18 protein-coding genes are annotated in these 23,569 nt (G+C 59.2%); 5 read left to right on the forward strand and 13 right to left on the reverse strand.

Annotation, left to right across the window (positions count from 1 at the left end; genetic code table 11):
* Positions 1-44 precede the first annotated feature (44 nt).
* The gene (lpxB, locus tag GOB82_RS05590) at positions 45-1,274 is read right to left on the reverse strand and encodes a lipid-A-disaccharide synthase (RefSeq protein ID WP_166120774.1); all 1,230 of its coding nucleotides are present in this window, start codon (positions 1,272-1,274) and stop codon (positions 45-47) included.
* Positions 1,275-1,523: 249 nt separating this feature from the next.
* On the opposite strand from lpxB, the gene GOB82_RS05595 reads away from it, so the two are divergent.
* Complete coding sequence (locus tag GOB82_RS05595; protein ID WP_166120776.1) at positions 1,524-3,026, forward strand: SulP family inorganic anion transporter; 1,503 nt, start codon at positions 1,524-1,526, stop codon at positions 3,024-3,026.
* A 137-nt stretch (positions 3,027-3,163) separates the two neighbouring features.
* Here the strand turns inward: GOB82_RS05595 and GOB82_RS05600 are convergent, their stop codons facing one another.
* From GOB82_RS05600 to GOB82_RS13590, 3 genes are all read right to left on the reverse strand, one after another.
* Positions 3,164-3,820 carry a protein-methionine-sulfoxide reductase heme-binding subunit MsrQ gene (locus GOB82_RS05600; RefSeq protein ID WP_166120778.1) on the reverse strand — a complete coding sequence of 219 codons (657 nt, stop codon included), beginning with the start codon at positions 3,818-3,820 and terminating at the stop codon, positions 3,164-3,166.
* 4 nt (positions 3,821-3,824) lie between these two features.
* The gene (msrP, locus tag GOB82_RS05605; RefSeq protein WP_166120781.1) at positions 3,825-4,778 is read right to left on the reverse strand and encodes a protein-methionine-sulfoxide reductase catalytic subunit MsrP; all 954 of its coding nucleotides are present in this window, start codon (positions 4,776-4,778) and stop codon (positions 3,825-3,827) included.
* A gap of 140 nt (positions 4,779-4,918) precedes the next feature.
* A complete protein-coding gene (locus tag GOB82_RS13590) occupies positions 4,919-6,733 on the reverse strand; it encodes a Hint domain-containing protein (RefSeq protein WP_166120784.1) in 1,815 nt (604 codons plus the stop codon).
* Positions 6,734-7,069: 336 nt separating this feature from the next.
* On the opposite strand from GOB82_RS13590, the gene GOB82_RS05615 reads away from it, so the two are divergent.
* Positions 7,070-7,948 carry an NAD(P)-dependent oxidoreductase gene (locus tag GOB82_RS05615; RefSeq protein WP_166120786.1) on the forward strand — a complete coding sequence of 293 codons (879 nt, stop codon included), beginning with the start codon at positions 7,070-7,072 and terminating at the stop codon, positions 7,946-7,948.
* A gap of 9 nt (positions 7,949-7,957) precedes the next feature.
* On the opposite strand, the gene GOB82_RS05620 is transcribed toward GOB82_RS05615, so the two are convergent.
* A complete protein-coding gene (locus GOB82_RS05620) occupies positions 7,958-8,731 on the reverse strand; it encodes a squalene/phytoene synthase family protein (RefSeq protein ID WP_166120789.1) in 774 nt (257 codons plus the stop codon).
* A 323-nt stretch (positions 8,732-9,054) separates the two neighbouring features.
* Here GOB82_RS05620 and GOB82_RS05625 point away from each other — a divergent pair, with 323 nt between their 5' ends.
* The 3 genes from GOB82_RS05625 to GOB82_RS05635 all read left to right on the forward strand — a co-directional run bounded on the left by GOB82_RS05625 (position 9,055) and on the right by GOB82_RS05635 (position 13,265).
* Positions 9,055-9,663: a superoxide dismutase gene (locus GOB82_RS05625; RefSeq protein ID WP_166120792.1), complete on the forward strand. Its 609-nt coding sequence runs from the start codon at positions 9,055-9,057 to the stop codon at positions 9,661-9,663.
* Positions 9,664-9,941: 278 nt separating this feature from the next.
* Positions 9,942-12,548: an ATP-dependent chaperone ClpB gene (gene clpB / locus GOB82_RS05630; RefSeq protein WP_166120795.1), complete on the forward strand. Its 2,607-nt coding sequence runs from the start codon at positions 9,942-9,944 to the stop codon at positions 12,546-12,548.
* An 84-nt stretch (positions 12,549-12,632) separates the two neighbouring features.
* Positions 12,633-13,265: an NUDIX hydrolase gene (locus tag GOB82_RS05635; protein WP_166120798.1), complete on the forward strand. Its 633-nt coding sequence runs from the start codon at positions 12,633-12,635 to the stop codon at positions 13,263-13,265.
* A gap of 27 nt (positions 13,266-13,292) precedes the next feature.
* Here the strand turns inward: GOB82_RS05635 and GOB82_RS05640 are convergent, their stop codons facing one another.
* The 8 genes from GOB82_RS05640 to dusB all read right to left on the reverse strand — a co-directional run bounded on the left by GOB82_RS05640 (position 13,293) and on the right by dusB (position 23,458).
* Complete coding sequence (locus GOB82_RS05640) at positions 13,293-14,249, reverse strand: arginase family protein (RefSeq protein WP_166120801.1); 957 nt, start codon at positions 14,247-14,249, stop codon at positions 13,293-13,295.
* A gap of 223 nt (positions 14,250-14,472) precedes the next feature.
* Complete coding sequence (gene hflX / locus GOB82_RS05645) at positions 14,473-15,816, reverse strand: GTPase HflX (protein WP_265794391.1); 1,344 nt, start codon at positions 15,814-15,816, stop codon at positions 14,473-14,475.
* Positions 15,770-16,054: an RNA chaperone Hfq gene (hfq, locus tag GOB82_RS05650; protein WP_166120807.1), complete on the reverse strand. Its 285-nt coding sequence runs from the start codon at positions 16,052-16,054 to the stop codon at positions 15,770-15,772. The genes hflX and hfq overlap by 47 nt, the downstream gene beginning before the upstream one ends.
* A gap of 66 nt (positions 16,055-16,120) precedes the next feature.
* On the reverse strand, positions 16,121-17,512 hold the full coding sequence (gene ntrX / locus GOB82_RS05655) for a nitrogen assimilation response regulator NtrX (RefSeq protein WP_166120810.1): 1,392 nt from the start codon (positions 17,510-17,512) through the stop codon (positions 16,121-16,123).
* Positions 17,502-19,763, reverse strand: coding sequence for a sensor histidine kinase NtrY-like (locus GOB82_RS05660; protein WP_166120813.1), 2,262 nt, complete (start codon positions 19,761-19,763; stop codon positions 17,502-17,504). The genes ntrX and GOB82_RS05660 overlap by 11 nt, the downstream gene beginning before the upstream one ends.
* A 9-nt stretch (positions 19,764-19,772) precedes the next feature.
* Positions 19,773-21,221 (reverse strand): nitrogen regulation protein NR(I), encoded by a 1,449-nt coding sequence (ntrC, locus tag GOB82_RS05665; RefSeq protein WP_166120816.1) that lies wholly within the window; start codon positions 21,219-21,221, stop codon positions 19,773-19,775.
* A 55-nt stretch (positions 21,222-21,276) separates the two neighbouring features.
* Complete coding sequence (locus tag GOB82_RS05670) at positions 21,277-22,389, reverse strand: two-component system sensor histidine kinase NtrB (RefSeq protein ID WP_166120819.1); 1,113 nt, start codon at positions 22,387-22,389, stop codon at positions 21,277-21,279.
* Positions 22,390-22,399: 10 nt separating this feature from the next.
* Positions 22,400-23,458, reverse strand: a complete 1,059-nt coding sequence (gene dusB, locus GOB82_RS05675) for a tRNA dihydrouridine synthase DusB (RefSeq protein ID WP_265794395.1) — start codon at positions 23,456-23,458, stop codon at positions 22,400-22,402.
* Positions 23,459-23,569: the final 111 nt, after the last annotated feature.

The following is a 23,569-nucleotide window of genomic DNA, read 5'->3' on the forward strand; positions in this document are numbered from 1 at the left end:
GGACCGCTCGGGGCTTTTGAGACAAACCCCGGGCAACGGGCCTCTCACCCGGCCTTTTCTGCTCCGGCGGGCGCGCTCTGCGGCACCTGTGCAGCGGGAGCCGTATTCGCCAGAAGATGCAGCACAGCCTCGGCCGCTGCATCGGCGGGCAGCATTCCGCCCGGCCCCCGCAAGCCTTCCAGCACGGTTCTGAACGCTGCCTTCTGCCCTGCGGCCATCTCGGGATTTTCAAACAGGTCGCGCACAGCCCCGGCCAGCACGGCAGGCTGGCACTGCTCCTGCAACAGTTCCGGTACAATGGCGCGCCCGGCCAGCAGATTAACCATGGCGACATGGGGCACCCGGATCAGCCGGCGCGCCATAAACGCCGTAAGCGGATTCACCCGGTACGTAACGGCCATTGGTACACCGGCCAACGCCAGTTCCAGCGTGGAGGTGCCGGATTTTGTCAGGGCCGCTCCGGCCGCCGCAAACGCATCATGCTTATCCTGTATCTCTGTCACAATCACGGGGCGAACGGGCCAGCGAGCTGTCTCACGCGCAACGGTAGCCGCCACAACGGGGGATACCGGAATAACCGGCACCACATCCGGCATATCCCGCTGCAACAGGGCCAGCATTTTTCCAAAAACCGGCAACAGGCGTGGCGCTTCCGAACGACGGCTGCCAGGCATCAGAATCAGCACCCGCGCGCCCTCTTTCAGGCCGTGGGTCTGGTAAAACCGCGCGGCGTTCCCATCCTGCGCACCGGACTGCAAAACCGGATGCCCGACAAATTTTGTCAGCAACCCGTGCCGACTGAAAAATTCTTCCTCAAACGGAAGCAGGCACAGCAGTTCCTCCCACAGGCCGGGGAATTCCTTCACCCGCTTCTGCCGCCATGCCCACACCTGCGGGGCCACGTAATGCACACGCGGGATACCCAGCCCCGCAATGCGCCGCAGCAGGCGCAGGGCAAAGCCGGGGCTGTCAATTGTCACCACAAGGTCCGGCCTGCGGGCCTCAATATCCTGCACGGCTTCATTCAGCCGGGCGGAGAGCGCACGCAGGCGCGGCAGAATTTCCACCAGCCCCATCACCGCCAGATCCCGCATGGGGAACAGGCTGTGCAGCCCCTGCTCCTGCATGCGCACGCCCCCCACACCGGCAAAACGGATGGCCGGGTTCCGGGCCAGCAAGGCCTGCATCAGACGTGCGCCCAGCACATCACCACTGGCTTCACCAGCCAGAATCCAGATCAGAGGGGCGGAAGGGGAAGAAGCAGTCACAACCATACAACACGCATACCGGGCCGCCGGAGGCAGCACAATCTCCCCGCTCTGCTCGTATGCATGCCTCCAACCTCCCCACGCCCCGGTCCGCCCATGCGGCCCATCCCTTTCCCCGGCGCATTCCCGGCCGCTTGCGGGCTGGTGTGACCCGGCCGAAATACCCTGCCCCCAGAAAAACCTTTCCGTGCCGGGGGCCTCCCCCTTATGTCCTTCCTGTCAGGCAACATACCAAACAGGGCAGAAAGGGGTCTCGTGACAATCAGCCACTATCTCAGGGAATGGACGGATCGTCCCGTCAAAAACGTTCTGGCCGGCATGGTCGGCACCTTTGCGCTCATTCCGGAAGTTATCGCTTTTTCCTACGCAGCAGGTGTCGCCCCTGCGGTGGGGCTGTTTGCCTCCTTTGTGCTCAGCATTGCCATTGCCCTCACGGGGGGCAGGCCGGGCATGATTTCAGGGGCAGCCGGGTCTGTCGCGCTGGTTGCGGCAGACCTCGTGCATGGGCACGGGTTTGAATATCTGCTGCTCGCCACCCTGCTGGCGGGTGCCTTTCAAATTCTGTTCGGGCTGCTCAGGCTCCAGAGCATGATGCGCTTTGTTTCACGAGAAGTGGAAACAGGGTTTGTCAACGCGCTCGGTCTGCTGATCTTCTCCGCGCAGATCCCGCAGATGCTCCATGTCACCTGGCACACATACGCGCTGATTGCCCTCGGGCTGGCTGTGGTCTACCTGCTGCCGCGCCTGACAACCGCCATTCCCTCCCCCCTTGTCTGCATTCTGGTGCTTACCGGTCTGACCATGGCCATCCCCATGCCCGTGCATGTGGTGTCCGACCTTGGCGCGCTGCCCACAGGCCTGCCCTCCTTCACCCTGCCGCACCTGCCCATGACAGTGGAGACGTTCAGGATCGTGCTCCCCTATGCGTTCGCCATGGCTATGGTGGGCCTGCTGGAATCCCTCATGACTGCCGCCGTGGTGGATGAAATGACAGATACCCACAGCAACAAACGCATGGAATGCACCGGGCTGGGCCTTTCGAACATTCTTGTCGGCCTGTTTGGCGGCATGGCGGGCTGCGGGATGATCGGGCAGACCGTGGGCAACCTCCGCTATGGCGGGGGGAGCCGCCTCTCCACCTTCACCGCAGGGGCCTTCCTGCTTTTGCTGCTGGTTTCCCTGCATGGGTTCGTGGCCCGCGTGCCGGTGGCCGCGCTGGTGGCCATCATGATCATGGTGTCTGTCAGTACGTTTTCCTGGTCTTCCCTGCGTGATCTGGTGCGGCATCCACGCCTCTCTTCCACCGTCATGCTGGCAACCGTTCTGGTGGTGGTGCTCACGCATGATCTGGCGGCCGGTGTTGCCTGTGGCGTGCTGCTCAGCGGTCTGTTCTTCTCTTTTCAGGTCATGACCCTTCTGAAAGTCAGCAGCACCCTCAGCCCTGATGCCGCCACCCGCACCTATCACGTTCAAGGGCAGCTCTTTTTTGCCTCAGCCAGCCTGCTGTCTGACGCGATCGATTTTCAGGACCCTGCGCACCACATCATTCTGGATCTGAAAGACGCCCGGCTGTGGGACATCAGCGCTGCGGATACGCTGGAAAAAACCGTCTCCCGCCTGCGCGGACGCGGCAAGACCGTGCAGATCAGGAGCCCGGACGCACGCGCCGCCCAGCTTCTGAAGGCGCTGGGGCACGAAACCCTTCTTGTGGATACACAAGAGAGCGCCGCAACAGGAGCTTTGAAAACTCAAGCCTGAAAGATGTTTTTTCAGGAAAGTCTCGAAAACCCTCACCAGATCGGCAATAGAGCCGGAATCTGGCGAGGGTAACAGAGCGGCTTCACACGCCGCCCATACAGGAAAAATCCTGATCTTTCAGGATATTTTCCACAGAGTCAGGACGTTCTCACCTCCGCTCTGGGCACCAGCCGCAAAGCAAGCAGAGCAGCAGCCAGCGCAGCGTAAAGAAACGGCTCCACATGCCAGGTTTTGAACGCAAGGGCGAAGTGAATGCAGGCCAGACACATGGCCGGATAAACCAACTTGTGCAACCGTGTCCAGCGTCGCCCCAGCATCATGATCGCCTTGCGGGTTGAGGTCAGCGACAGCACCAGAAGAATGAGAAATGTCAGCATCCCGAAGATCAGGAATGGACGAGTTGTAAAGTCCCCCCTCAGAACACGCCCATCAAAATGCCTTGTCACGCCAACATAAAACACAACATGCAAAGCCGCATAGGTAAAGGCCAGCAACCCCAGAGGGCGGCGATAGACCATGAAATCACGCCGCGCAAAGCGCCGGAGCGGGCTGACTGCCAGCGAGAGCAGCAGAAACCGGAATGCCCAGAGGCCGAAATCATGCAAGCAAAAAGAAACCGGGTTTGGCCCCAGCGCATTCATCTCGCCCCGCACGATATCGGAGACCGCCGGAATGAGACCGAGCAGATAAAGAAACACCTGCCTGACAAAAGGAGAAAAACGCGCACGACGACGCCCGGAAGGGCGTTGGCCGGAAGACCGACCAGAAGACGCAGCAGAAGGTGACAGTGTCATGCGCCTAAAACTCCTTCCGCAAATCCATACCTTTGTACAAGGACGCCACCTGTTCGGCATAGCCATTGAACATCCGGGTTGGCCGTCGGGCTGCTCTGAACAGGCTGCCTTCCCCGATAATCTGCTCGCTCGACTGGCTCCAGCGCGGATGATCGACATCCGGGTTCACGTTGGCATAAAACCCGTATTCTTCCGGGGCCATCTGGTTCCAGCTGGTAGGCGGCTGTTTGTCTGTCACTGTAATACGGGTGATGGATTTAATACCCTTGAAACCATATTTCCAGGGCACCACCAGCCGGATTGGTGCACCGTTCTGCGCGGGTAGCGGGTCTCCATACACGCCAGTTGCCAGTAGTGTCAGCGGGTGCAGCGCTTCATCCAGCCGCAGCCCTTCCACATAAGGCCAGTGGAGCGAAAACAGGCCGCTGCGTTGGCCCGGCATTTCAGAGGGTCGCACAACAGAGGTGAACGCCACATACCGTGCATCGGCCTTCACCCCGGCGGCACGAAGCAGAGCCCCTAGCTCAAACCCCTGCCACGGGATCACCATGGACCACGCCTCAACGCACCGCATGCGATACAGCCGGTCTTCATGCCCGAAGCGGGCTGTCAGGGCATCCAGATCCCATGTCTGCGGGTGTTCAACCAGCCCATCCACCTGCACCTGCCATGGCCGGGAGTGAAAAGACCCGGACAATTCGGCCGGATCACTCTTCTCCATCCCGAATTCATAAAAATTATTATAATGAGTGACGTCATTCTTCGGAGTGGGGGTTTCCGCCGCCGGCCAGCCACGCGCCGCGGCTGCGGCCTCGCCATCCGCCAGCGCTCCGGCAGGGTTCAGCCCGGCCGCCAGCACACCGCCCGCCGCCGCACCAAGCAACGCCCGACGTGAAAAGAACAGATGGCGCGGTGTAATTTCTGAAGATAAGGGACAAGGGTAACGATACACAGCCATGGGAAAGACCCTTCCCTTTCAGGAGCAGGAAAATATGCCCGGCCAGTGAAAACGAAAGCGCTGCCCATGTATACGAAAAAAAATGACATAAAAAAACCGGCTCCCCTTTCAGGGAGCCGGTTCTTCAGAAGTGCTGGAGTTCAGGCCAACCGGGCCAGAACTTCCTGCGCCCGGGCATCAGCCAGATAGGGTCCGGCTGCCCGGACTTCCACCGTCAGCATAACCACGCCATCCGAAGCCTGCGATGCAGGAGGCAGAGGCACCTGAGCCTGCCCGTCCGTCCAGCGCACCGCATCCCCTTCCAGCGCATGCCAGCCGGCAAGATCCGCGCAGGTAACATGCTCACGCACATCCACAACTCCGGAGGCACACAGCACCGCAATGCGGCCAACAGCCACGCCAAGAGCGCGGCGATCATCCACAAACGGCCCAACCACATCCGCCGGGCGGCTGGCGCGGGACATCAGCCGGACAGACTGGAGGCCTGCGGGCAGCATAAAGGAGAACACCCCGTCCTGCACCCGTACCGGGCGCACTGTCCGGCCATTCTGCATCACCAGATGCAGGTCCGGGTCATGCGTCAGAGAGGCGGCAACAGCCTGCACGCCATCCGCCCCAAGCATGTAAGCCTGGCGGGCTGCAAACCGGTTGAACAGGGGTTCCACAAAAGCGCGGTCCACACACAGCGGCGCTGCGGCATCTTCCGCCCAGCTTTCGGTACGGCCACCAAGGCTGACCACTTTCCCCTGCTGCTGGAACGCACCCCGGTTCCCTGTATCCAGATAGCTTTCCGTCAGGACGCCATCAGCAATAATCACGGAATGCCCGGTGGTCTGGATATGATAGTAATCATAAGAGATAATGGTACGGTCATAGAAAATCGTGCCGCCATTCACCAGCATACGGGCCGGCACAAAGCGCCCGTCCAGATACAGGCAATGCTCCGCAGTAATCAGCATGTCCTTGTAAGGCACGCCGTCTGCCAAGGCATTTTTCAGAATCCGCACCGGATATCCGGCTTCATCATCCGGCAGGCCCGCCCGCGCCATGCTGCGTGCACGCCCGGCCCACACGACCTCACGCACAACCTCACGGCCATCTTCCCACGCCATGACGCTGTCACCCGTCTGAAGGGTTTCAACTGCTGTTTCGCCTTCGGGCGTGCGGATCATGGAACCGGCAAGGAAGCAGACAATCGCCAGAGAGCCATCAGGCTCCCTCTCAAGGCGCAAATCGGCAGAGGTCGTGAACCCGTAAAGGATTTTTTTGACATCTCCGTCCTTGATAATTACCATTCCACTTGAAAAATAAGTGATGGTCGCATCATCACGATACATCAGATCGGTGAAAACAATTTTATCAGTCGAGGAAAAGCCGGAAAAACGCGGCATGGAAGACTGATCAGCCAGAGAATTTATGTTGATGATGTTATGGCCACCGCTGAAGTTGAAGTGGTCCTGCTGCCCGCCATTCATCTGATCAATATTCACGGTAGACCCGTTCGAAATATTGAGTGTGGCAGGACTTCTCAGATAGCCTACATCAAAGGTACTGCCATCAACATTGATCGCGCTTGTTGAGCCATATGCACTGGCTTTATCAACCTTGACGTAACTGTTGCCGGAAATATTCACAACGCCATTGTCAGCCGCCAGCGTTCCCGCTGTCAGGACAGATCCGTTTTTGATATTCATTTTGGCATTGAGATTGAACTGGATTTTGCCGCTGATATTCAGAGACCCGCCATCACAGTCCACAGTCCCGGCGTTAACATCCAGCCCTTGCGCTGTAAGACTGCTGCCCTGCTTGATAGCAAAGGTCCCATCACCCTTATTATAGGTCAGTTCACCATTAACAGTCAGACTGGCACCGGCTTCAATAATAGTTGAAGCATCCGTGAAAGTCTGATCTCCATCGAGAACCGTATCTCCAGAGAAATTTCTCTTAAGAATCACAATGAATTCCCCCTGTATTTTGGTAATATTTTATGAATTTTGTGTAATTAAGATAAACAATTCAATCAAATATTATTTATCAATTACCCATTTTTTTGCGGTTTTTACTTATTCATTAATGATTTATTAATTATAATGACGAAATAACCGTGAATCCATGCCATGAATTCTTAATTTTCTTCATGATTATTTTCACAAACACCTTCGGACAGCGCTCCCTCTTCCCCCAGGCCTTTTACCTGCCCCAAGAGAGGACGCGTCATGCAGGAAACCGCATGAGAACTTGCGCCGTTTCTGCCATAGTCCCCACAAAGCAAACACGCAGGGAGTTTCCAGATGACACCGCAGCAGACCATTGGATTTATTGGCTTCGGAGCAATGGCCAGCAGGATGGGGGATAACCTTAAAAAGGCCGGATATGCGTTGATTGCCTACACGCCATCAGGCAAAGGCGGAGATGGCAGCACACCGTTCCTGCCCACCCCGGCAGAAGTGGCCCGTAAAGCCGATATCGTTCTGGTCTGCGTGCCGGATGATGAAGCACTCGCTGCCGCCATGTACGGAGAAAACGGAGCGCTGGCTGGCATGGCCGCCAACGCGCTTCTGCTGAACACAAGTTCCATCTCTCCCACCGCGGCAGATACGCTGCAGAAGGCCGGGCAGGAAAAGGGTGTGTGCGTTCTGGACTGCCCTGTGTCCGGCAGCACGCCCGAGGCCGAAGCCGGAGCGCTGGTGATTCTGGCTGGTGGGGATGAGGCAGACATTGCCCGCGCTCAGCCCGTGCTTGACTGCATTGGCAAAACCACCATTCACGCTGGCCCTTCCGGCAGTGGCGCACGCCTGAAGCTGGTGATTAACGGGATTATGGGCGCAGGCCTTGCCGCCGTGGCGGAAGGGATTGCGTATGGGCTGGCGGCCGGGCTGGACCGCTCCATGCTGTTTGGGGCGCTGGGAGAAGTCGCGGTGATTTCACCTCACCACAAACGCAAGATCCGCGCAGCCAGCGAAGGGGATTTCACCCCGCAATTCCCCACCAGCCTGATGCAGAAGGATATGCGCCTGCTCATGGATGCCGGAGCCCGGCTGGCTGTGCCCATGCCCACCATGGCCGCAACCACCCAGCAGCTTTCCATCACCCGCCGGGCCGCAGCACATGAAGATTACTCAGCCCTGATTGGCGTGATGGAACACATCGTCGCCAACGATAATACCTGACAGACGCGCTCAGGCGGAACGCTGAAAGGCGTGCGCGGCCTGCCAGCCGCGCCACATGACAGCCAGCCGGTCCCCCAGACCACGCGGGGCCCCGGCCTGAGCAGTGTTCCGGGCCAGATCCCGCTCTGCCAGAATGGCTGGCAGAGCGGCCACCTGCCAGCGTGCAGGGAGTGTCGCGGCATCACATGCTTTCAGAAAGTCCTGCCCTGCCTGCCGCAGGCCAGCCTCATCCCCCGGAAAGAGATAGCGCCCGCTCTGCTGCACCACAGGCCAGTGCCGAAGCATGGACCCCGCGCCATAAGCCGCCCCGCACGCTTCCAGCCGGACCAGAAGCGCCTCATCCTGCATCCCAAGCGCTTCGCCTATGGCACGTTGCACGCCGCCGGCCCCATCACGCATCATCTGCTGCCATACCGCGATTTCAGGCAGGGGGTGTAGTTCCCCCTCCCGCGCATCGAGAATACGCAGCAGGGTGTTCCGGTTGAACACGCCCCGCGCAATGGCATCCAGCAGAGGGGCTGCCAGTTCATGCTCCGGTGCCCGCACGCCTTCCAGAACCTCCCGCCACCACTGAAGCCTGATCAGACCAGCCACTGGCCCCGCAACAGCGGCAGACCGGGCCGGGGCAAGCGCACGCGTCAGTTCCGTATGGAAGGCCAGCAGCACATCAACATCCGGCCGCACAGACTCCGGCAGAAATCGCGCACAGAGCGCACGGTCCGGGTCGGCCCGCCTTACCTGCTCTTCAAGGGGCCGTATCTCCGGTTTTTCTTTCTGCACCATGCGCGTTCCTTCTCTCAGTACACCACCACATCAGGCAGCCGCCCCCTCAGAAGCGGACGCTGCCTCCGCGGGTTGCCGGTGCCAACGCCGCTGCTCTCAAAAGGCTCCCCCGGAACGGCGAGAAGCCCATTTGAAGAGGGTACACGGAACCATTTTCCAAACAGAAACGTTGGCCCTGCATAGCAGGTGTCAGGGACAAGAGTGTGTGACCTGCCAGCCTGAAAGCAACTTTGTCACGCGCCTGTCTCTTGACGCATGCGCGGCTGCCCCATAGCTCTGGATCATGGTGCGTGTCCGCCCCGCTTTATTTTATGGAGTATGTCATGGCTTTTGAACTGCCAGCCCTTCCTTATTCCTACAACGCCCTTGCCGCAAACGGCATGTGCCAGGAAACGCTTGAACTGCATCATGACAAGCACCATCAGGCCTATGTGACGGCACTGAACACTCTTGTTGACGCCAATCCGGCTCTTCAGGGCAAATCCCTTGATGAAATCATTCTGTCCGTCAAAGGGGACAGCACGCTGGCTCCTGTTTTCAACAATGCAGGCCAGCATTGGAACCATATCCTGTTCTGGCAGAACCTCTCCCCGGCTGGCGGCGCTATTCCCGACACGCTGAGTGCCAAGATCACCAGTGACTTCGGCAGCGTTGATGCCTTCAAGGACCTGTTCAAAAAGGCCGCCATCTCCCAGTTCGGTTCTGGCTGGGCCTGGCTAGTTCTGGGGCAGGACGGCAAGCTGGCCGTAACCAAGACCGCAAACGGCTCCAACCCGTTGGCTGAAGGCCAGGGCAAGGTCCTGCTGGGTCTGGATGTGTGGGAACACGCCTATTATCTGGACTTCCGCAACCGTCGCCCGGACTACATCACCAACTATCTGGACAAGCTGGCGAACTATGAATTCGCTGAAGCGCAGCTGAACGCAGCCTGAGCTTTTCCGGCCTGACCTGAAGAAACGCCTCCCTAACCGGAGGCGTTTTTTTTTGGCTGCCCGCTTTTGCCTTCACCCCTGCAAAAATACCCCCGCAAAATTATCGGGAGCACACCCCTTCCCCCTTGATTGTCGTAACAGGTGCTCCAATCTCTGGTGAAGAGAAATGAGTATTTCCCATTGCCATGCCGCCATTGCCATAACGGGATGATGACAAGGCCTTCAGTCGCCTGAGAAAACCTTCAGTCGCCTGAGAATAAGGGACAAGAGGGATAGATATGGATATTGCAAAATTTACTGAACGTTCTCGCGGTTTTTTACAGGCTGCGCAAACCATCGCTATTCGTGACTTCAACCAGCAACTTACGCCCGAGCACCTGCTCAAGGCGATGCTGGATGATGATGAAGGCGCTGCGTCAGCCCTCATCCGTGCTGCTGGCGGCAAGCCCGAAGCCGTCAAGGCCGCCAATGAACAGGCTCTGGCCAAACTGCCTAAAGTGCAGGGCGGTGGTGCTGGCCAGCCTTCTGCCACACCTGATCTGGTCCGCCTTCTGGACGCTGCCGAAGCCGGGGCGCAGAAAGCTGGAGATTCCTTTGTTGCGCAGGACCGCCTTCTGGTTGCCATTGCGGCATCAGACACACCGGCCGGTCGCGCCCTGAAAGACAATGGCGCAACACCGGCCGCGCTGGAAAAAGCAGTCGCCACCATCCGCAAAGGTCGCACTGTGACCAGTGAAAATGCTGAAGCCGGGTTTGATGCCCTGAAGAAATACGCCCGCGATGTGACGGAACTTGCGCAGGCTGGCAAACTGGACCCGGTGATTGGCCGTGATGAAGAAATCCGTCGCGCCATTCAGGTTCTGGCCCGCCGCAGCAAAAACAATCCGGTTCTGATTGGTGAACCCGGCGTGGGCAAGACAGCCATTGTGGAAGGGCTGGCCCAGCGCATTGTGAATGGTGATGTGCCGGAAGCCCTAAAGAACAAGAAGCTGCTCTCGCTCGATATGGGTGCGCTGGTGGCCGGTGCCAAATATCGTGGTGAGTTTGAAGAACGCCTGAAAGCCGTGCTGAAAGAAATCGAAGCCGCGGAAGGTCAGGTCATTCTGTTCATTGATGAGATGCACACGCTGGTGGGCGCAGGCCGCACCGATGGTGCGATGGATGCCTCCAACCTCATCAAGCCGGAACTCGCCCGTGGCACGCTGCACTGCATTGGCGCCACCACGCTGGATGAATACCGCAAATATATTGAAAAGGATGCCGCCCTTGCCCGGCGTTTCCAGCCGGTTTTTGTGGGGGAACCCTCCGTTGCGGATACTATTTCCATCCTGCGCGGGCTGAAGGAAAAGTACGAACTGCATCACGGCGTCCGGATTACGGATGGCGCGCTGGTGGCTGCGGCAACTCTTTCAAACCGCTATATTACAGACCGCTTCCTGCCCGATAAGGCCATTGATCTGATTGACGAGGCCGCAAGCCGCCTGCGCATGCAGATTGACAGCAAACCGGAAGAGCTGGACGAACTGGACCGGCGCATTATTCAGCTCAAGATCGAGCGTGAAGCCCTGCGCAAGGAAAAAGACAGTGCCAGTAAGGATCGTCTGGAAGCTGTGGAAGCAGAGCTGGCTGATCTGGAAGAAAAATCTGGCGCCATGAGTGCGGCATGGCACGCGGAAAAAGACCGTGTGAACGCCATGCAGAAGCTTCAGGAACAGCTTGATCAGGCCCGTTCGGATGTGGAAATCGCCCAGCGCAAGGGGGATCTCGGCAAGGCATCCGAACTGATGTATGGCGTGATCCCGAATCTTCAGGAACAGATCGAGCAGGCGCAGAAATCCCAGTCTGAAGCGGGCACAACGGACCTCGTGAACGAAGCGGTGACAGACCAGGGTGTGGCCTCCGTTGTCTCCCGCTGGACCGGAGTGCCGGTGGACCGCATGCTGGAAGGTGAACGCGCCAAACTGCTGCGGATGGAAGATGACCTGCGGAAATCAGTCGTCGGTCAGGAACCCGCCCTGAAAGCCGTCTCCAACGCCGTGCGGCGTGCCCGCGCGGGGCTGCAGGACCCCAATCGCCCGATTGGTTCTTTCCTGTTCCTCGGCCCGACGGGTGTTGGTAAAACAGAGCTGACCAAAGCTCTGGCCCGCTTCCTGTTTGATGATGAAAAAGCCCTGCTGCGCATCGACATGAGCGAGTTCATGGAGAAACATGCCGTGGCCCGCCTGATTGGCGCACCTCCGGGGTATGTCGGGTATGAAGAAGGCGGTGTGCTGACAGAAGCGGTGCGACGCCGCCCCTATCAGGTGATCCTGTTCGATGAAGTTGAAAAAGCCCATGAGGATGTCTTCAACATTCTTCTTCAGGTGCTGGATGATGGACGTCTGACAGATGGTCAGGGCCGCACGGTGGACTTCCGCAACACCATTATTGTGCTGACCAGCAACCTCGGCTCTGAGGTTCTGGCGAATCTGCCGGACGGTGAGTCGCCCGAGATGGTGCAGGCACAGGTGATGAAAGTGGTGCGTGAGCACTTCCGTCCGGAATTCCTGAACCGTCTGGATGAAATCATCCTGTTCGCCCGCCTTCAGAAGGGGGATATGACCAAGATTGTGGATATCCAGATCGGCCGCCTGCAGAACCTGCTGGATGACCGCAAGATTACCCTCATTCTGGATGATCTGGCCCACGCATGGCTGGCTAATGAAGGGTATGACCCTGTGTATGGTGCACGCCCGCTCAAGCGGGTCATTCAGCGCAGCCTGCAAAATCCGCTGGCGGAACTGCTGCTGAAAGGCGCCATCCATGATGGTGATGAGGTTAAAATCTCCGCCAACGGGGATGGGCTGCTGATCAACGGGAAGCAAGCTGCGGACGCTCTTGCCTGATCACCCTGCAAAAAGGCACAACGGAAACGGGAAGGCTCAGTCCTTCCCGTTTTTTATTGCGCGCATGGACAAGGAGGTTTCCTTATGGCTGAACCCAACTGGCTGCTTTGGGCTCGTGACATTCAGGGCATTGCCCAGACAGGGCTGACCTACGCCAAAGACCCCTTTGACATAGAGCGCTATGCAATGCTCCGCACCCTTGCCGCACGGATGATGGCGGAAGGCAGCGGTCTTCCTGAAGGACGAATTGAAACGCTTTTTCAGGAACAGTCCGGCTATGCCACGCCGAAACTTGAAGTGCGTGTGGGCGCGTTTGACAAGGATGGTCGTATCCTGATGGTGCGGGAAGTGCTGGACCACCATAAATGGACAGTGCCCGGCGGCTGGACTGATGTGAACCTCACAGCGGCGGACTGCGCGGCCAAGGAAGTCCTGGAAGAAACCGGGTACACGGTACGCATTACCAAACTCGCCATGGCGCTCGACCGTTCCACACAGGGCCATCAGCCCCCGGAAGCCTTTAGTGTCACCAAGCTCTTTTTTCTGGGGGAACTCACTGGCGGCAGCCCCACCACCAGTGTAGAAACGAGTGAAGTGCGCTTTTTTGCTGAAAATGAAATCCCGACTGATCTCTCAACCGGGCGCATTCTCCCCCACCAGATTGAACGCCTCTTTGCGCACCACGCCACTCCTGCCCTGCCCACCGAATTTGACTGACAGCGCCTGAACTACCCGGCCTCTCACTCATGCCCCCTCTCTGGCGCTGCTATCTGGAGATTTGCCCGGCACCCGGCCTCCGCGATACGCCAGATGTCCGAGCAAAGTCACCAGCGTTTGAGCACAGCGCCCCGTTGGGTCCTTCTCAGGGTCATAAATCGAAACAGTCATGCCCAGACAGCGCCTGTCAGATACCAGTGGAGTCAGGAATGCATGCATATCCGCAGGTGAAAGCCCGGGAGAGCCGGGGCAATCCACTGCAGGCATGAAAGCCTGATCAAGCACGTCCACATCAAAATGAATCCAGAAGGCGGTCTCTGTTTGTGCATCAAGGAATGTCTTGATCCGTAAAGAAGTGCCCGCTCTGCCTATTCGCTGAAATTCAAAAATATCATTTTGTGTAATGGCTGTAGCCGTTATGTCAGGCCACGCAAAATCAGGATCGTGGCTTTCCCGCTCACCAATCTGAAAAACGCGCTCATCTGGAACCAGTGGTCCGGAAACACCGGGCCATTGCGTCAGAAAGGCTTCGCCTCGTCCGGTTGCAAGAGCCAGATCCATGCCCGCAACACCACTCTTGACGCGGCGGGCGTCATAATTCCCCGGATGCCTGAAATCACTGTGCCCATCAAAATGAATGAGAAACACTGGCCCTTTCTGCCGCGCCCCCGCCAGCGCCCCCAGCAGGATGGAGCAGTCCCCACCCAGCACCAGAACAAAATGCCCCTGCTGCACACTGTGCGCCACGTGCCCGGCAAGCATCACGCTGAACTGCCGGATGGCGTACCCATTCCTGATACATGTCCCCTCTGGTGGCTCGGGGTGATAGGCCGGGCGAGGCAACCTTGTTATCGAGACATCCGGACCAAGAGCCTCTTCCAGCCCGGCAGACATCAGCACATCAGGCGCACGCCAGACTCCCGGTTCATGCCCCTGATAAAGTGGGCTCAGGCCAAGGTTTGTCGGTGCCAGAATACTCTCCACGTCCGCCGCTCTCCCTGTCTCAACCTTAACCCCAGTCGCGTGCACGCCGCTGCCACTCCCGTACGATTCTGGCGGACCAGCATCCGCCTGAAGGATGCATGGGTTAGCCCTACACTGCACCACACCTCTCATACCCGGGCACTATTTTTCGGCAGGAGACATAAAAAAACGGTCAGGCTCACATGACCCTGACCGTTTTCAAAAATGCATCTTTCTTCAGATGTTATGCCAGAAGCGGTTCAACCTGCTTGAACAGCATTTCAAACCGTGCCCGGTCTTCTGCCTGAAGGCGCACGGTGATATCCGAAGAAGTCTCATCATCCTTGCGCATCAGCACTTCTCCGTGCTGATACAGCCAGGCTGATGCCGCGCCATCAGAGAGTGGCACGCGATAGCGCGCCTGCTCCATGGAGGCTGTCATCTGGCTGTCAATCAGGGCCAGAAGTCCGGGCAGGCCATCTCCTGTCATGGCGGAAATCGCCACGGCATCCCCAAGGTGCGCCAGTTCTTCGGGGCCACCCAGCAGATCGACCTTGTTCAGCACTTCAATCACGCGGCCGGACCAGTCTTCCTCAATCATGTTATCACGTGCCATGCCGGTCAGAACGTGAAACACGTCCTTTTTCTGGGCAGCACTATCCGGGTGCGCAATATCCCGCACGTGAAGAATGATGTCCGCCTCAGCCACTTCTTCAAGCGTTGCACGGAACGCCGCAATCAGTTCCGTTGGCAGATCACTGATAAATCCCACCGTGTCAGAGAGAATAACCCTGCGGCCCGATGGCAGCGTAATGGCCCGCATTGTCGGGTCAAGCGTGGCGAAGAGCTGATCTTTTGCGTAAACCGTTGCCCCGGTCAGGGCATTGAACAGGGTTGATTTACCTGCGTTGGTATACCCGACCAGCGCCACAACCGGGAACGGCACCCGCCTGCGCGCCTGCCGGTGCAGGCCGCGTGTGCGGCGCACCTGTTCCAGATCTTTTTTCAGGCGGACAATCCTGTCCCCAATCATCCGGCGGTCAGCCTCGATCTGGGTTTCACCCGGGCCGCCAAGAAAGCCGAAGCCCCCGCGCTGACGTTCCAGATGGGTCCATAACCGCACAAGCCGGGAGCGCTGATATTCCAGATGCGCCAGTTCGACCTGAAGCGTTCCTTCCTTCGTGGCCGCGCGTGCGCCGAAAATATCCAGAATCAGCCCGGTACGATCAATAACCTTGCAGCCGAATTCCTTTTCCAGATTACGCTGCTGGGCAGGGCTGAGCCGGGCATCCACCACCAGAACATCAATTTTGTCAGCCTGAACGGCAACTTTGAGCGAATCGACCTGGCCTTTCCCCAGCAGGGTGGCTGAGCGTCTGGTCCGCAACAGAAGAACGGCCTGCAACACAACCACCAGCCCGATGGAGGCTGCCAGACCTACCGCTTCTTCCAGCCGGGCTTCCGCTGCCCGTACATCCTGATCCTGTGCGGATCGTTCCCAGGGGAGAATAACCGCGCCACGTGTGGCAACGGGTTTCGTATCAGTTAAAATCGTCGCCAAGTGTGGGCTCTCTGTTTGTCTGAGCACCCGCGGCAGGTGCTTCAAAAATATTGATCGGCACAGTCGGCATGACCGTGCTGATAGCATGCTTGTAGATCAACTGGGTGTGCTCATCACGCTTCAGCAAAACAGCAGACTCATCAAACCACGTAATATTGCCCTGCAATTTCACGCCATTCACAAGAAAAACTGTCACTGATGAGCGTGAACGGCGAATCTGACTCAGAAACGCATCCTGCACATTATATCCGCTGTCCTTATCCACGATGGGAGGCCCTATTCTCGTTTTTCGTTATAGCCGGACGATGGCTTGCCAATAAGGGCAAACACGTCAGCCGACCCCTCGTTCCTCAGACGTTACACCAAGCTGCTTCAGTTTGCGATGCAGCGCGCTGCGTTCCATCCCGACAAATATGGCTGTCCGGCTGATGTTGCCGCCAAAACGCAGCAGTTGCGCCTGAAGATATTGTGTCTCGAACATATCACGCGCCTCACGCAGGGGGAGGCTCATCACATCGGCCGAGGCATCGAATTTCAGCAGGGCTGGAGCGCCCTCCCCAATGGTGGAAGGCAGCATTTCCGCGCGGATTGGCTCCACACTGTTGCCCGGCATCATGATCAGCACGCGTTCCATCAGGTTCCGCAACTCCCGCGCATTGCCCGGCCAGTCATAGGCCTGCAGGGCGGCAATGGCATCCACCGAGAGTTCACGCTGGGGCAGACCAGCCATCTCCGCAGCGCGACGCAGAAAGAGCTCCGCAAGCCCCGGAATATCATCCCGCCGCTCCCGCAGCCCCGGAAGGCGGAGAGGCACTACGGCCAGCCGGTAGTACAGATCCTCCCGGAAGCGGCCCGCCATGATCTCGGCCTGAAGATCCCGGTTTGTGGTCGCGAGCACGCGAATATCCACTTTGACGCGGGTTGAGCCTCCCAGCCGTTCGAAGGTCTGGTCCTGCAGGGCACGCACAATCTTGCCCTGTGTTTCCAGCGGCATATCCGCCACTTCATCCAGCACCAGCGTGCCGCCATGCGCGCGCTCCAGCACCCCGGTGCGCCGCCCCGAGCCATCCGCCGCACCTTCCAGCCCGAAGAGTTCCTCCTCAAACCGGTTGGGTGCCAGAATGGCGCAGTTCAGGGCCACAAACGGGCCTTCTGTCCGGCGGGAGCGGGCATGAATCATGCGCGCCGCCACTTCCTTGCCGGAGCCGGGGCCGCCTGTAATCAGCACACGGGAGCCTGTAGGGGCCACACGCTCAATCTGCCCGCGCACCGCCGTAATCAGGGCGCTGTTACCAAACAGTTCCGTATCCTGCCCGGCGCGCAGGCGCAGTTCCTCGTTTTCTCTGGCCAGACGCGAGGCTTCCAGCGCACGCCGCACCACAACCAGCAGACGGTCAGCCTGAAACGGCTTTTCTATGAAGTCATACGCACCATGCTGAAGGGCCGCGACGGCGGTTTCAATCGTGCCATGGCCGGAAATCATGATGACCGGCACAGACGGCTCTTCCGCATGCAGGACATTCAGAATGCCCAGCCCATCCAGTTGAGAGTCCCGCAGCCAGACATCCAGAATCACCAGAGAAGGCCTGCGGGCACGAAACGCGGCTATTGCGATGTCAGACGTCGCAGCAACCCGTGTTTCATAGCCCTCATCTTCAAGAATGCCTTCAATGAGCATCCGGATATCGGGCTCATCATCAACAATCAGGATTTCATGAGCCATGGTCGTCCTTCATCGGCAAAATCAGAATAGCCACAGTTCCTGTTCCCTCCGCCCTGTCTTCCAGACGCACCTCGCCTCCATGGTCTTCCATAATCTTTTTGACAATGGCCAGACCCAACCCGGTACCTTTAGCCTTGTGCGTCACATAAGGCTCGGTCAACCGGTGCCGGTCGCCCGAAGGCAGGCCAACACCGTTATCCGCCACGGAAAGTTCAACGGTACCGTCCTGCTCCTTCAGGCCAATCCATACCGCACCGGCCACGTTTGCGCCATTTTCCTCAACATCACCCTGTTTTGCCGTCATGGCAATGGCATCGGCTGCATTCTGCAGCAGGTTGATCAATCCCTGGCTGATCAACCGCCTGTCACACCGCACCACCGGCCCTCTGTCGGGCAGGCTGACATGATAGGTAATTTCAGGATGGGCATTCCGCTGTAGCACCAGAACTTCCCGCATGATGCGGGAGAGGTCCTCATGCGTCATCACCGGCTGAGGCATCCGGGCGAAGGCGGAGAATTCATCCACCATCCGGCCAATATCGCCCACCTGCCGCACAATGGTATCCGCGCATTGTGCAAAGGTTTCCGGGTCAGACGTGATCTCCCGTAGAAAGCGGCGCTTCAGCCGCTCGGCCGCAAGCTGGATAGGCGTGAGCGGGTTCTTGATTTCATGCGCGATACGCCGCGCCACGTCCGCCCAGGCGGCTTTCCGCTGGGCCTGCTGCAGGGCCGTGATGTCATCAAAAGTCATCACGTAGCCTTCTGTCACCGTGCCACGCAGTTCCGCGCCAACCCGCACCAGCAGGATACGGCGGCTGGCGGCGGGGCCTGTCTGCACCTCGCGCGTAACCACCTGATCCGGCACGGAACGGACTTCAGCCAGCAGCTCCGCAAATTCCGGCACGCGTGTTGCCAGCGGCTCCCCGATGGCATCCATCAGGTCTGTTTGCAGGAGCAGGCTGGCCGCACGGTTGGGCAGTTCAATCCGCTGCTCCACATCCAGCCCGATCACCCCGGCGGAAACACCGGACAGAACAGCTTCCGTAAACCGGCGGCGTTCATTGATCTGCCCGTACGCCGCCATCAGTTCTGAACGCTGGCTGGCAAGCTGCTCGGTCATGCGGTTGAAGGCGCGGGAAAGGCTTGTTACCTCATCATCCCGCTTGGCCTCGGGCACATGCACCCCGAGGTCCCCTTCACTGATGCGCCGGGCCGCCAGAATCAGCAGGCCCAGCGGCCTGGCAATCTGGTTTGCCAGCGCCAGGCCAATCAGCGCGGCGGAGGCCAGAACAAGCAGGGCCACCAGCGCGAAAATCATCACAAATGTCAGCTGAATCTTGGCCCGGTTGCCATTCAGCCGCTGGTAGTCCGCAATCACCTTCTCGGTGCGATGCATGTGCTCCAGAATGGAGGGGTCCACCAGCCGGGTGATCACCAGCATCAGCGCCGGGGTCTGGGAGAGTTCCACAACAGCCCGGACCGTCTGCTCATCGGGGGAATCGAGAATGGCGACATCATTGGAGCGCGCCATCAATGTCGCGGCCGGAGGCGGCAGGGCCTGATCTCCAGCGCGGCTCATCAGGCCGCCCGCGGCAACAATCTTGTTGGTAATCGGGTCATACACCAGCGCTTCCGTCAGGCCGCGCATGGTGGCCTGACTGTCCAGCATTTCACTCAGCGCATCATGGTCCTGCAGCAGGTTCATGCCGCTGGCAGCCAGTTCGTTCTGCGCGCTCATGATGTAGTTGGACATGGAAAACGCATCGGTGCGGATATTGGCGTTATGTTCCGCCAGATAGCCGCGTGAGGCTTCACGCGCCTCGTTCAGCGCCGTGTTTACCCGGTCTGAAAACCAGATCTGTATGCCGTAATGGAAAAACAGGGTGGCGAACACACCCACCACCAGTGTGGGGGCAACAGCCACAATGCCGAACAGCGTGACCAGCCGCACATGGAGTCTGGCTCCTGCCAGCCCCTTGCGATGCTCGACCAGCATTGGCCCCACCCGCATGGTCACCGCCAGCAGGAGCAGCCCCAGCACCACACTGTTCAGCACCACGATCAGCGGTTCAATAACGGCATAATGCCCGAACGACATCCCGCCCGAGAGCACCACAAACGTTGCAAACCCAAGGACCAGCGCCAACGCAGCCAGCGTGAGCGCAACACTTTTCCGCTCCAGCGCACGCAGGAGCCAGTGGAGCCGGCTGCGCGCCAGAAACGTATTCAGGGAGGAAAGGAAACGCTGCATGCAGGCAGGTTAGACCACGCCGCGCACAACGGGAATTTCAAGTTCGCGGATTTTCTTGCGCAACGTATTGCGATTGAGCCCCAGCATGGCCGCGGCCTTGATCTGGTTGCCCCGTGTTTCGTGCAATGTCATCTGAATAAGGGGGCGTTCCACCTCTGCAATCACGCGCGTGTAGAGATCATGCAGCGGCATGCCCTCCCGCCCTGCGGTCAGATACCGCATGATATGGCGGGAAATGGCATCGGACAAAGGCTCTTCAATAACGGGCTTTTCGGAAATAGCCTCATGCGCCAGCGGCTCGGCCAGTTCGGCGTCAATCAGGTCACTGCTGATGGTTTCCTGCGGATAAAGCGCCACAATACGCCGCATGAGATTTTCAAGCTCACGGACATTGCCCGGCCAGCGCCAGGATTGCAGGCGCGCCACGGCGGATTCATCCAGCACTCTGGCGCCTGCCCCGGCCTCCCGGCTTTGCGCCAGAAAATGGCGCGCCAGTTGCGGAATATCTTCCAGCCGCTCCCGCAGGGGCGGAAGCCGGAGCGGGACGACATTCAGCCGGTAATACAGATCTTCACGGAAGGTACCGGCCCGGATAGCCTGCCGCAGGTCCCGATGTGTGGCGGCAATAATGCGCACATCCGCCCGGATGGGCGCACGCCCACCCACCGTGGTGAACTCCCCTTCCTGCAACACACGCAAAAGCCGCGTCTGTGCTTCCGGGGGCATATCGCCAATCTCATCCAGAAACAGCGTGCCACCTGTGGCCTGCTCGAAGCGACCGGGGCTCCGCCCGGATACCGCGCCGGGCACACGCTCCTGCCCGAACAACTCACTCTCAATCTGATCACGCGGGATGGCGGCCATATTCACAGCCACAAACGGACCACCGCGCCTGCGCCCGTATTCATGCAGCGCGCGGGCAACCAGTTCTTTCCCCGTGCCGCTCTCCCCGCTGACCATGACTGTCAGATCAGATGTCGTGAGGCGGGCAATGCTGCGATAGATCCCCTGCATGACCGGAGATTGCCCGATGAGCGGCAGACGCTCTTCCGGTGCCGGGGGTGTTGCCGGCCTGTCTGCCTCATGGGCCGGAGCAACCAGCGCCCGCCCCACAACACTGAGCAGTTCCTTCAGGTCAAACGGTTTGGCCAGATATTCAAACGCGCCGCGCTGCGTGGCCTTGACCGCCGTCACCAGATTGGACTGCGCGCTCATTACAATAATACGCAGGTCAGGCCGGGCCTGCCGAATACGCGGGATAAGATCCAGCCCGCTGCCATCGGGCATCACCACATCGGTGATCACCAGATCTCCCTCACCTTCCTCCACCCACTGCCAGAGGGTTGCCGCATTGGGGGTGGACTGAACCTGATACCCGGCCCTCCCCAGAGCCTGCCCAAGAACGGTACGAATGGAACGGTCATCATCAGCAACAAGAATGGTCGGCAAAGGTGTCATAGGGTCAGATTACACTCAGAAGCAGAAAAATCATTACAAAAAAAGAACGAACAGATCAGGCCGTCTCATGCCCCTCCGGCACAACTGGCAGATACAGGCTGATTTCCGTGCGCCCCGGTCGGCTTTCCACTTCAATCACGCCACCATGGTCATCCATAATCTTGCCCACCAGCGCCAGCCCCAGCCCGGAGCCACTCATTTTGGTGCTGATGAACGGCTCAAACAGATGCGGGCGGATGGTCTCCGAAATCCCAGGCCCCGTATCCCGCACCGTGACCACCAGCGGCAGGTGCCGCCATTGGGTTGTGCCCGGAATAGCCAGCCGGATGCCGGGCCGGTAGCTGGTGCTCAGCGTGATCTCACCCGGCTTGTCAGATTCCCGGATCGCTTCCGCTGCGTTTTTGACCAGATTAAGCAGCATCTGCACAAGCTGGTCCCGGTTCCCCCAGACATGCGGCAGGGATGGATCATACCGCTCCACAATCCGCAGGCCCGCGGCACAGCCCTTGCTCGCCAGCAGCCGCACATGTTCCAGAACGCGATGGATGTTCAGGGAGCGGTATTCAGTCGGGGCCTCCCCAAACATCCCTATCCGCTCGACCAGCGCATCAATCCGGTCCACTTCATCGCAAATCAGGGTTGCGAGTTCCTTGTCCCCTTCCCCAACCGAATGCTCAAGAATTTGCGCAGCGCCCTTGATGCCGGAGAGCGGGTTCCGCACCTCATGCGCCAGCATTTCGGCCATTCCCGAAACACTGCGGGCCGCGGAGCGGAACGCAAGCTGGCGGTCCAGCGCGCGGGCGGCGGAGGAATCATGAAACGTCAGGAGAACCGAACCGGGATAATCCAGCACATCTGCCCCCTGCACCGTCACCCCTTCATGGTGAAAGCGCGGGCTGCTGAACACCAGCTCATGCTCGGTAATGGTGCATCCTTCCCCGCGCACATGCTGCACCAGCAGAAAAAGCGGGTGATCTTCAGGCACCAGATCCGTCAGAGTGCTCTGGCAAAGCTGATGCCGGGATGTGGCGAAAAATTCTTCCGCAGCCGCATTGGCAAACCGTAGCTCGTTGGCCGGACCAAGCTCCAGAACGGCCACAGGCAGACTATCCAGCAGGAGACCGGGGCCGGGGCCACTCCCCTCCTGAGACGGTTTGGATATTTTCATACAGCCCGGTTCATGCCGCATGCGCCTGCGCATCAGCATGGCGGGAGGCTCGTGGCTCCCTTACCGCGCCCGCAGCAATCTGCTGGTCATAAAAATCGGAGATCATCGCAATCGCGTCCGGCGCGGTGTCCACACGGTTCACCGCGGCCCGGAAGCCCGCGGAACTGTGCAACCCGGCGGAGTACCAGGAGACATGCTTGCGCGCCAGCCGCAGCCCCGGGCGTTCCCCAAAGTGATCAAGCATCATGCGGTAATGCTCCAGCACAATGGCTTTTTCCGCCTCAAGGTCCGGGTCCGGCACCTCTTCGCCTGTAAGCAGAGCATGGGCAACCTGCGCGAGAAACCACGGACGACCATAGCACCCGCGCCCGATCATCACGCCATCCGCGCCGGACTGCGCCAGAGCCGTACGGGCATCGTCCACGGTCAGAATATCACCATTCACAATCACCGGCAGTGCGACAGCGTCCTTCACCGTCCGCACAAATGCCCAGTCCGCCGTGCCGTTATAAAACTGCTGGCGGGTACGCCCGTGCACCGTAATCATGCGGATCCCGGCCTCCTGCGCAATCCGCGCCAGTGAGGGCGCATTGAGGTGGGCATGGTCCCACCCCATACGCATTTTCAGCGTCACGGGCACCGGAACCGCCTTGACCACGGCATCCAGCAGCCGGGCCGCGGCCACTTCATCCCGCATCAGCGCGGAACCGGCCATCTGGCCAACCGCAACCTTTTTCACCGGGCACCCGAAATTGATATCAATCAGATCCGCCCCGCGCCCCACGGCAATACGGGCGGCTTCCGCCATGGCATCCGGGTCGCACCCGGCCAGCTGCACGGCGTTGGGGCCACCGGCGTCCGCCACTTCGGCCATGCGCAGGGTGGTATCGTTTTCCCGGACCATGGCCCAGGAGGCAATCATTTCGGAAACAACAAGCCCCGCCCCCAGCTTCCGCGCCAGACGACGGAACGGCAGGTCTGTCACGCCGGACATGGGCGCGAGAATAACGGGAGTTTCCAGGCGCACACCGCCCAGATCAATCGGCCGCACGAGCGGTTGCGTTTGCACAGTCTTTTCCATATTGCCTATGATTTAGGCAAATATACCAATTTCGGGAAGGGGAATCAATCTTATATATCCGTAACGTTCTGGATCTGCACATGCAAATGCCTCAAACGC

The sequence above is a fragment of the Acetobacter farinalis genome (assembly GCF_011516935.1).
GTDB lineage: Bacteria > Pseudomonadota > Alphaproteobacteria > Acetobacterales > Acetobacteraceae > Acetobacter > Acetobacter farinalis.

Coding starts and splice junctions, on each gene's coding strand:
- lpxB (WP_166120774.1), bottom strand. CDS start 1,274: ATGGTTGTGACTGCTTCTTCCCCTTCCGCCCCTCTGATCTGGATTCTG.
- GOB82_RS05600 (WP_166120778.1), bottom strand. CDS start 3,820: ATGACACTGTCACCTTCTGCTGCGTCTTCTGGTCGGTCTTCCGGCCAA.
- msrP (WP_166120781.1), bottom strand. CDS start 4,778: ATGGCTGTGTATCGTTACCCTTGTCCCTTATCTTCAGAAATTACACCG.
- GOB82_RS05615 (WP_166120786.1), top strand. CDS start 7,070: ATGACACCGCAGCAGACCATTGGATTTATTGGCTTCGGAGCAATGGCC.
- GOB82_RS05620 (WP_166120789.1), bottom strand. CDS start 8,731: ATGGTGCAGAAAGAAAAACCGGAGATACGGCCCCTTGAAGAGCAGGTA.
- GOB82_RS05625 (WP_166120792.1), top strand. CDS start 9,055: ATGGCTTTTGAACTGCCAGCCCTTCCTTATTCCTACAACGCCCTTGCC.
- clpB (WP_166120795.1), top strand. CDS start 9,942: ATGGATATTGCAAAATTTACTGAACGTTCTCGCGGTTTTTTACAGGCT.
- GOB82_RS05635 (WP_166120798.1), top strand. CDS start 12,633: ATGGCTGAACCCAACTGGCTGCTTTGGGCTCGTGACATTCAGGGCATT.
- ntrX (WP_166120810.1), bottom strand. CDS start 17,512: ATGGCTCATGAAATCCTGATTGTTGATGATGAGCCCGATATCCGGATG.
- GOB82_RS05660 (WP_166120813.1), bottom strand. CDS start 19,763: ATGCAGCGTTTCCTTTCCTCCCTGAATACGTTTCTGGCGCGCAGCCGG.
- ntrC (WP_166120816.1), bottom strand. CDS start 21,221: ATGACACCTTTGCCGACCATTCTTGTTGCTGATGATGACCGTTCCATT.
- GOB82_RS05670 (WP_166120819.1), bottom strand. CDS start 22,389: ATGAAAATATCCAAACCGTCTCAGGAGGGGAGTGGCCCCGGCCCCGGT.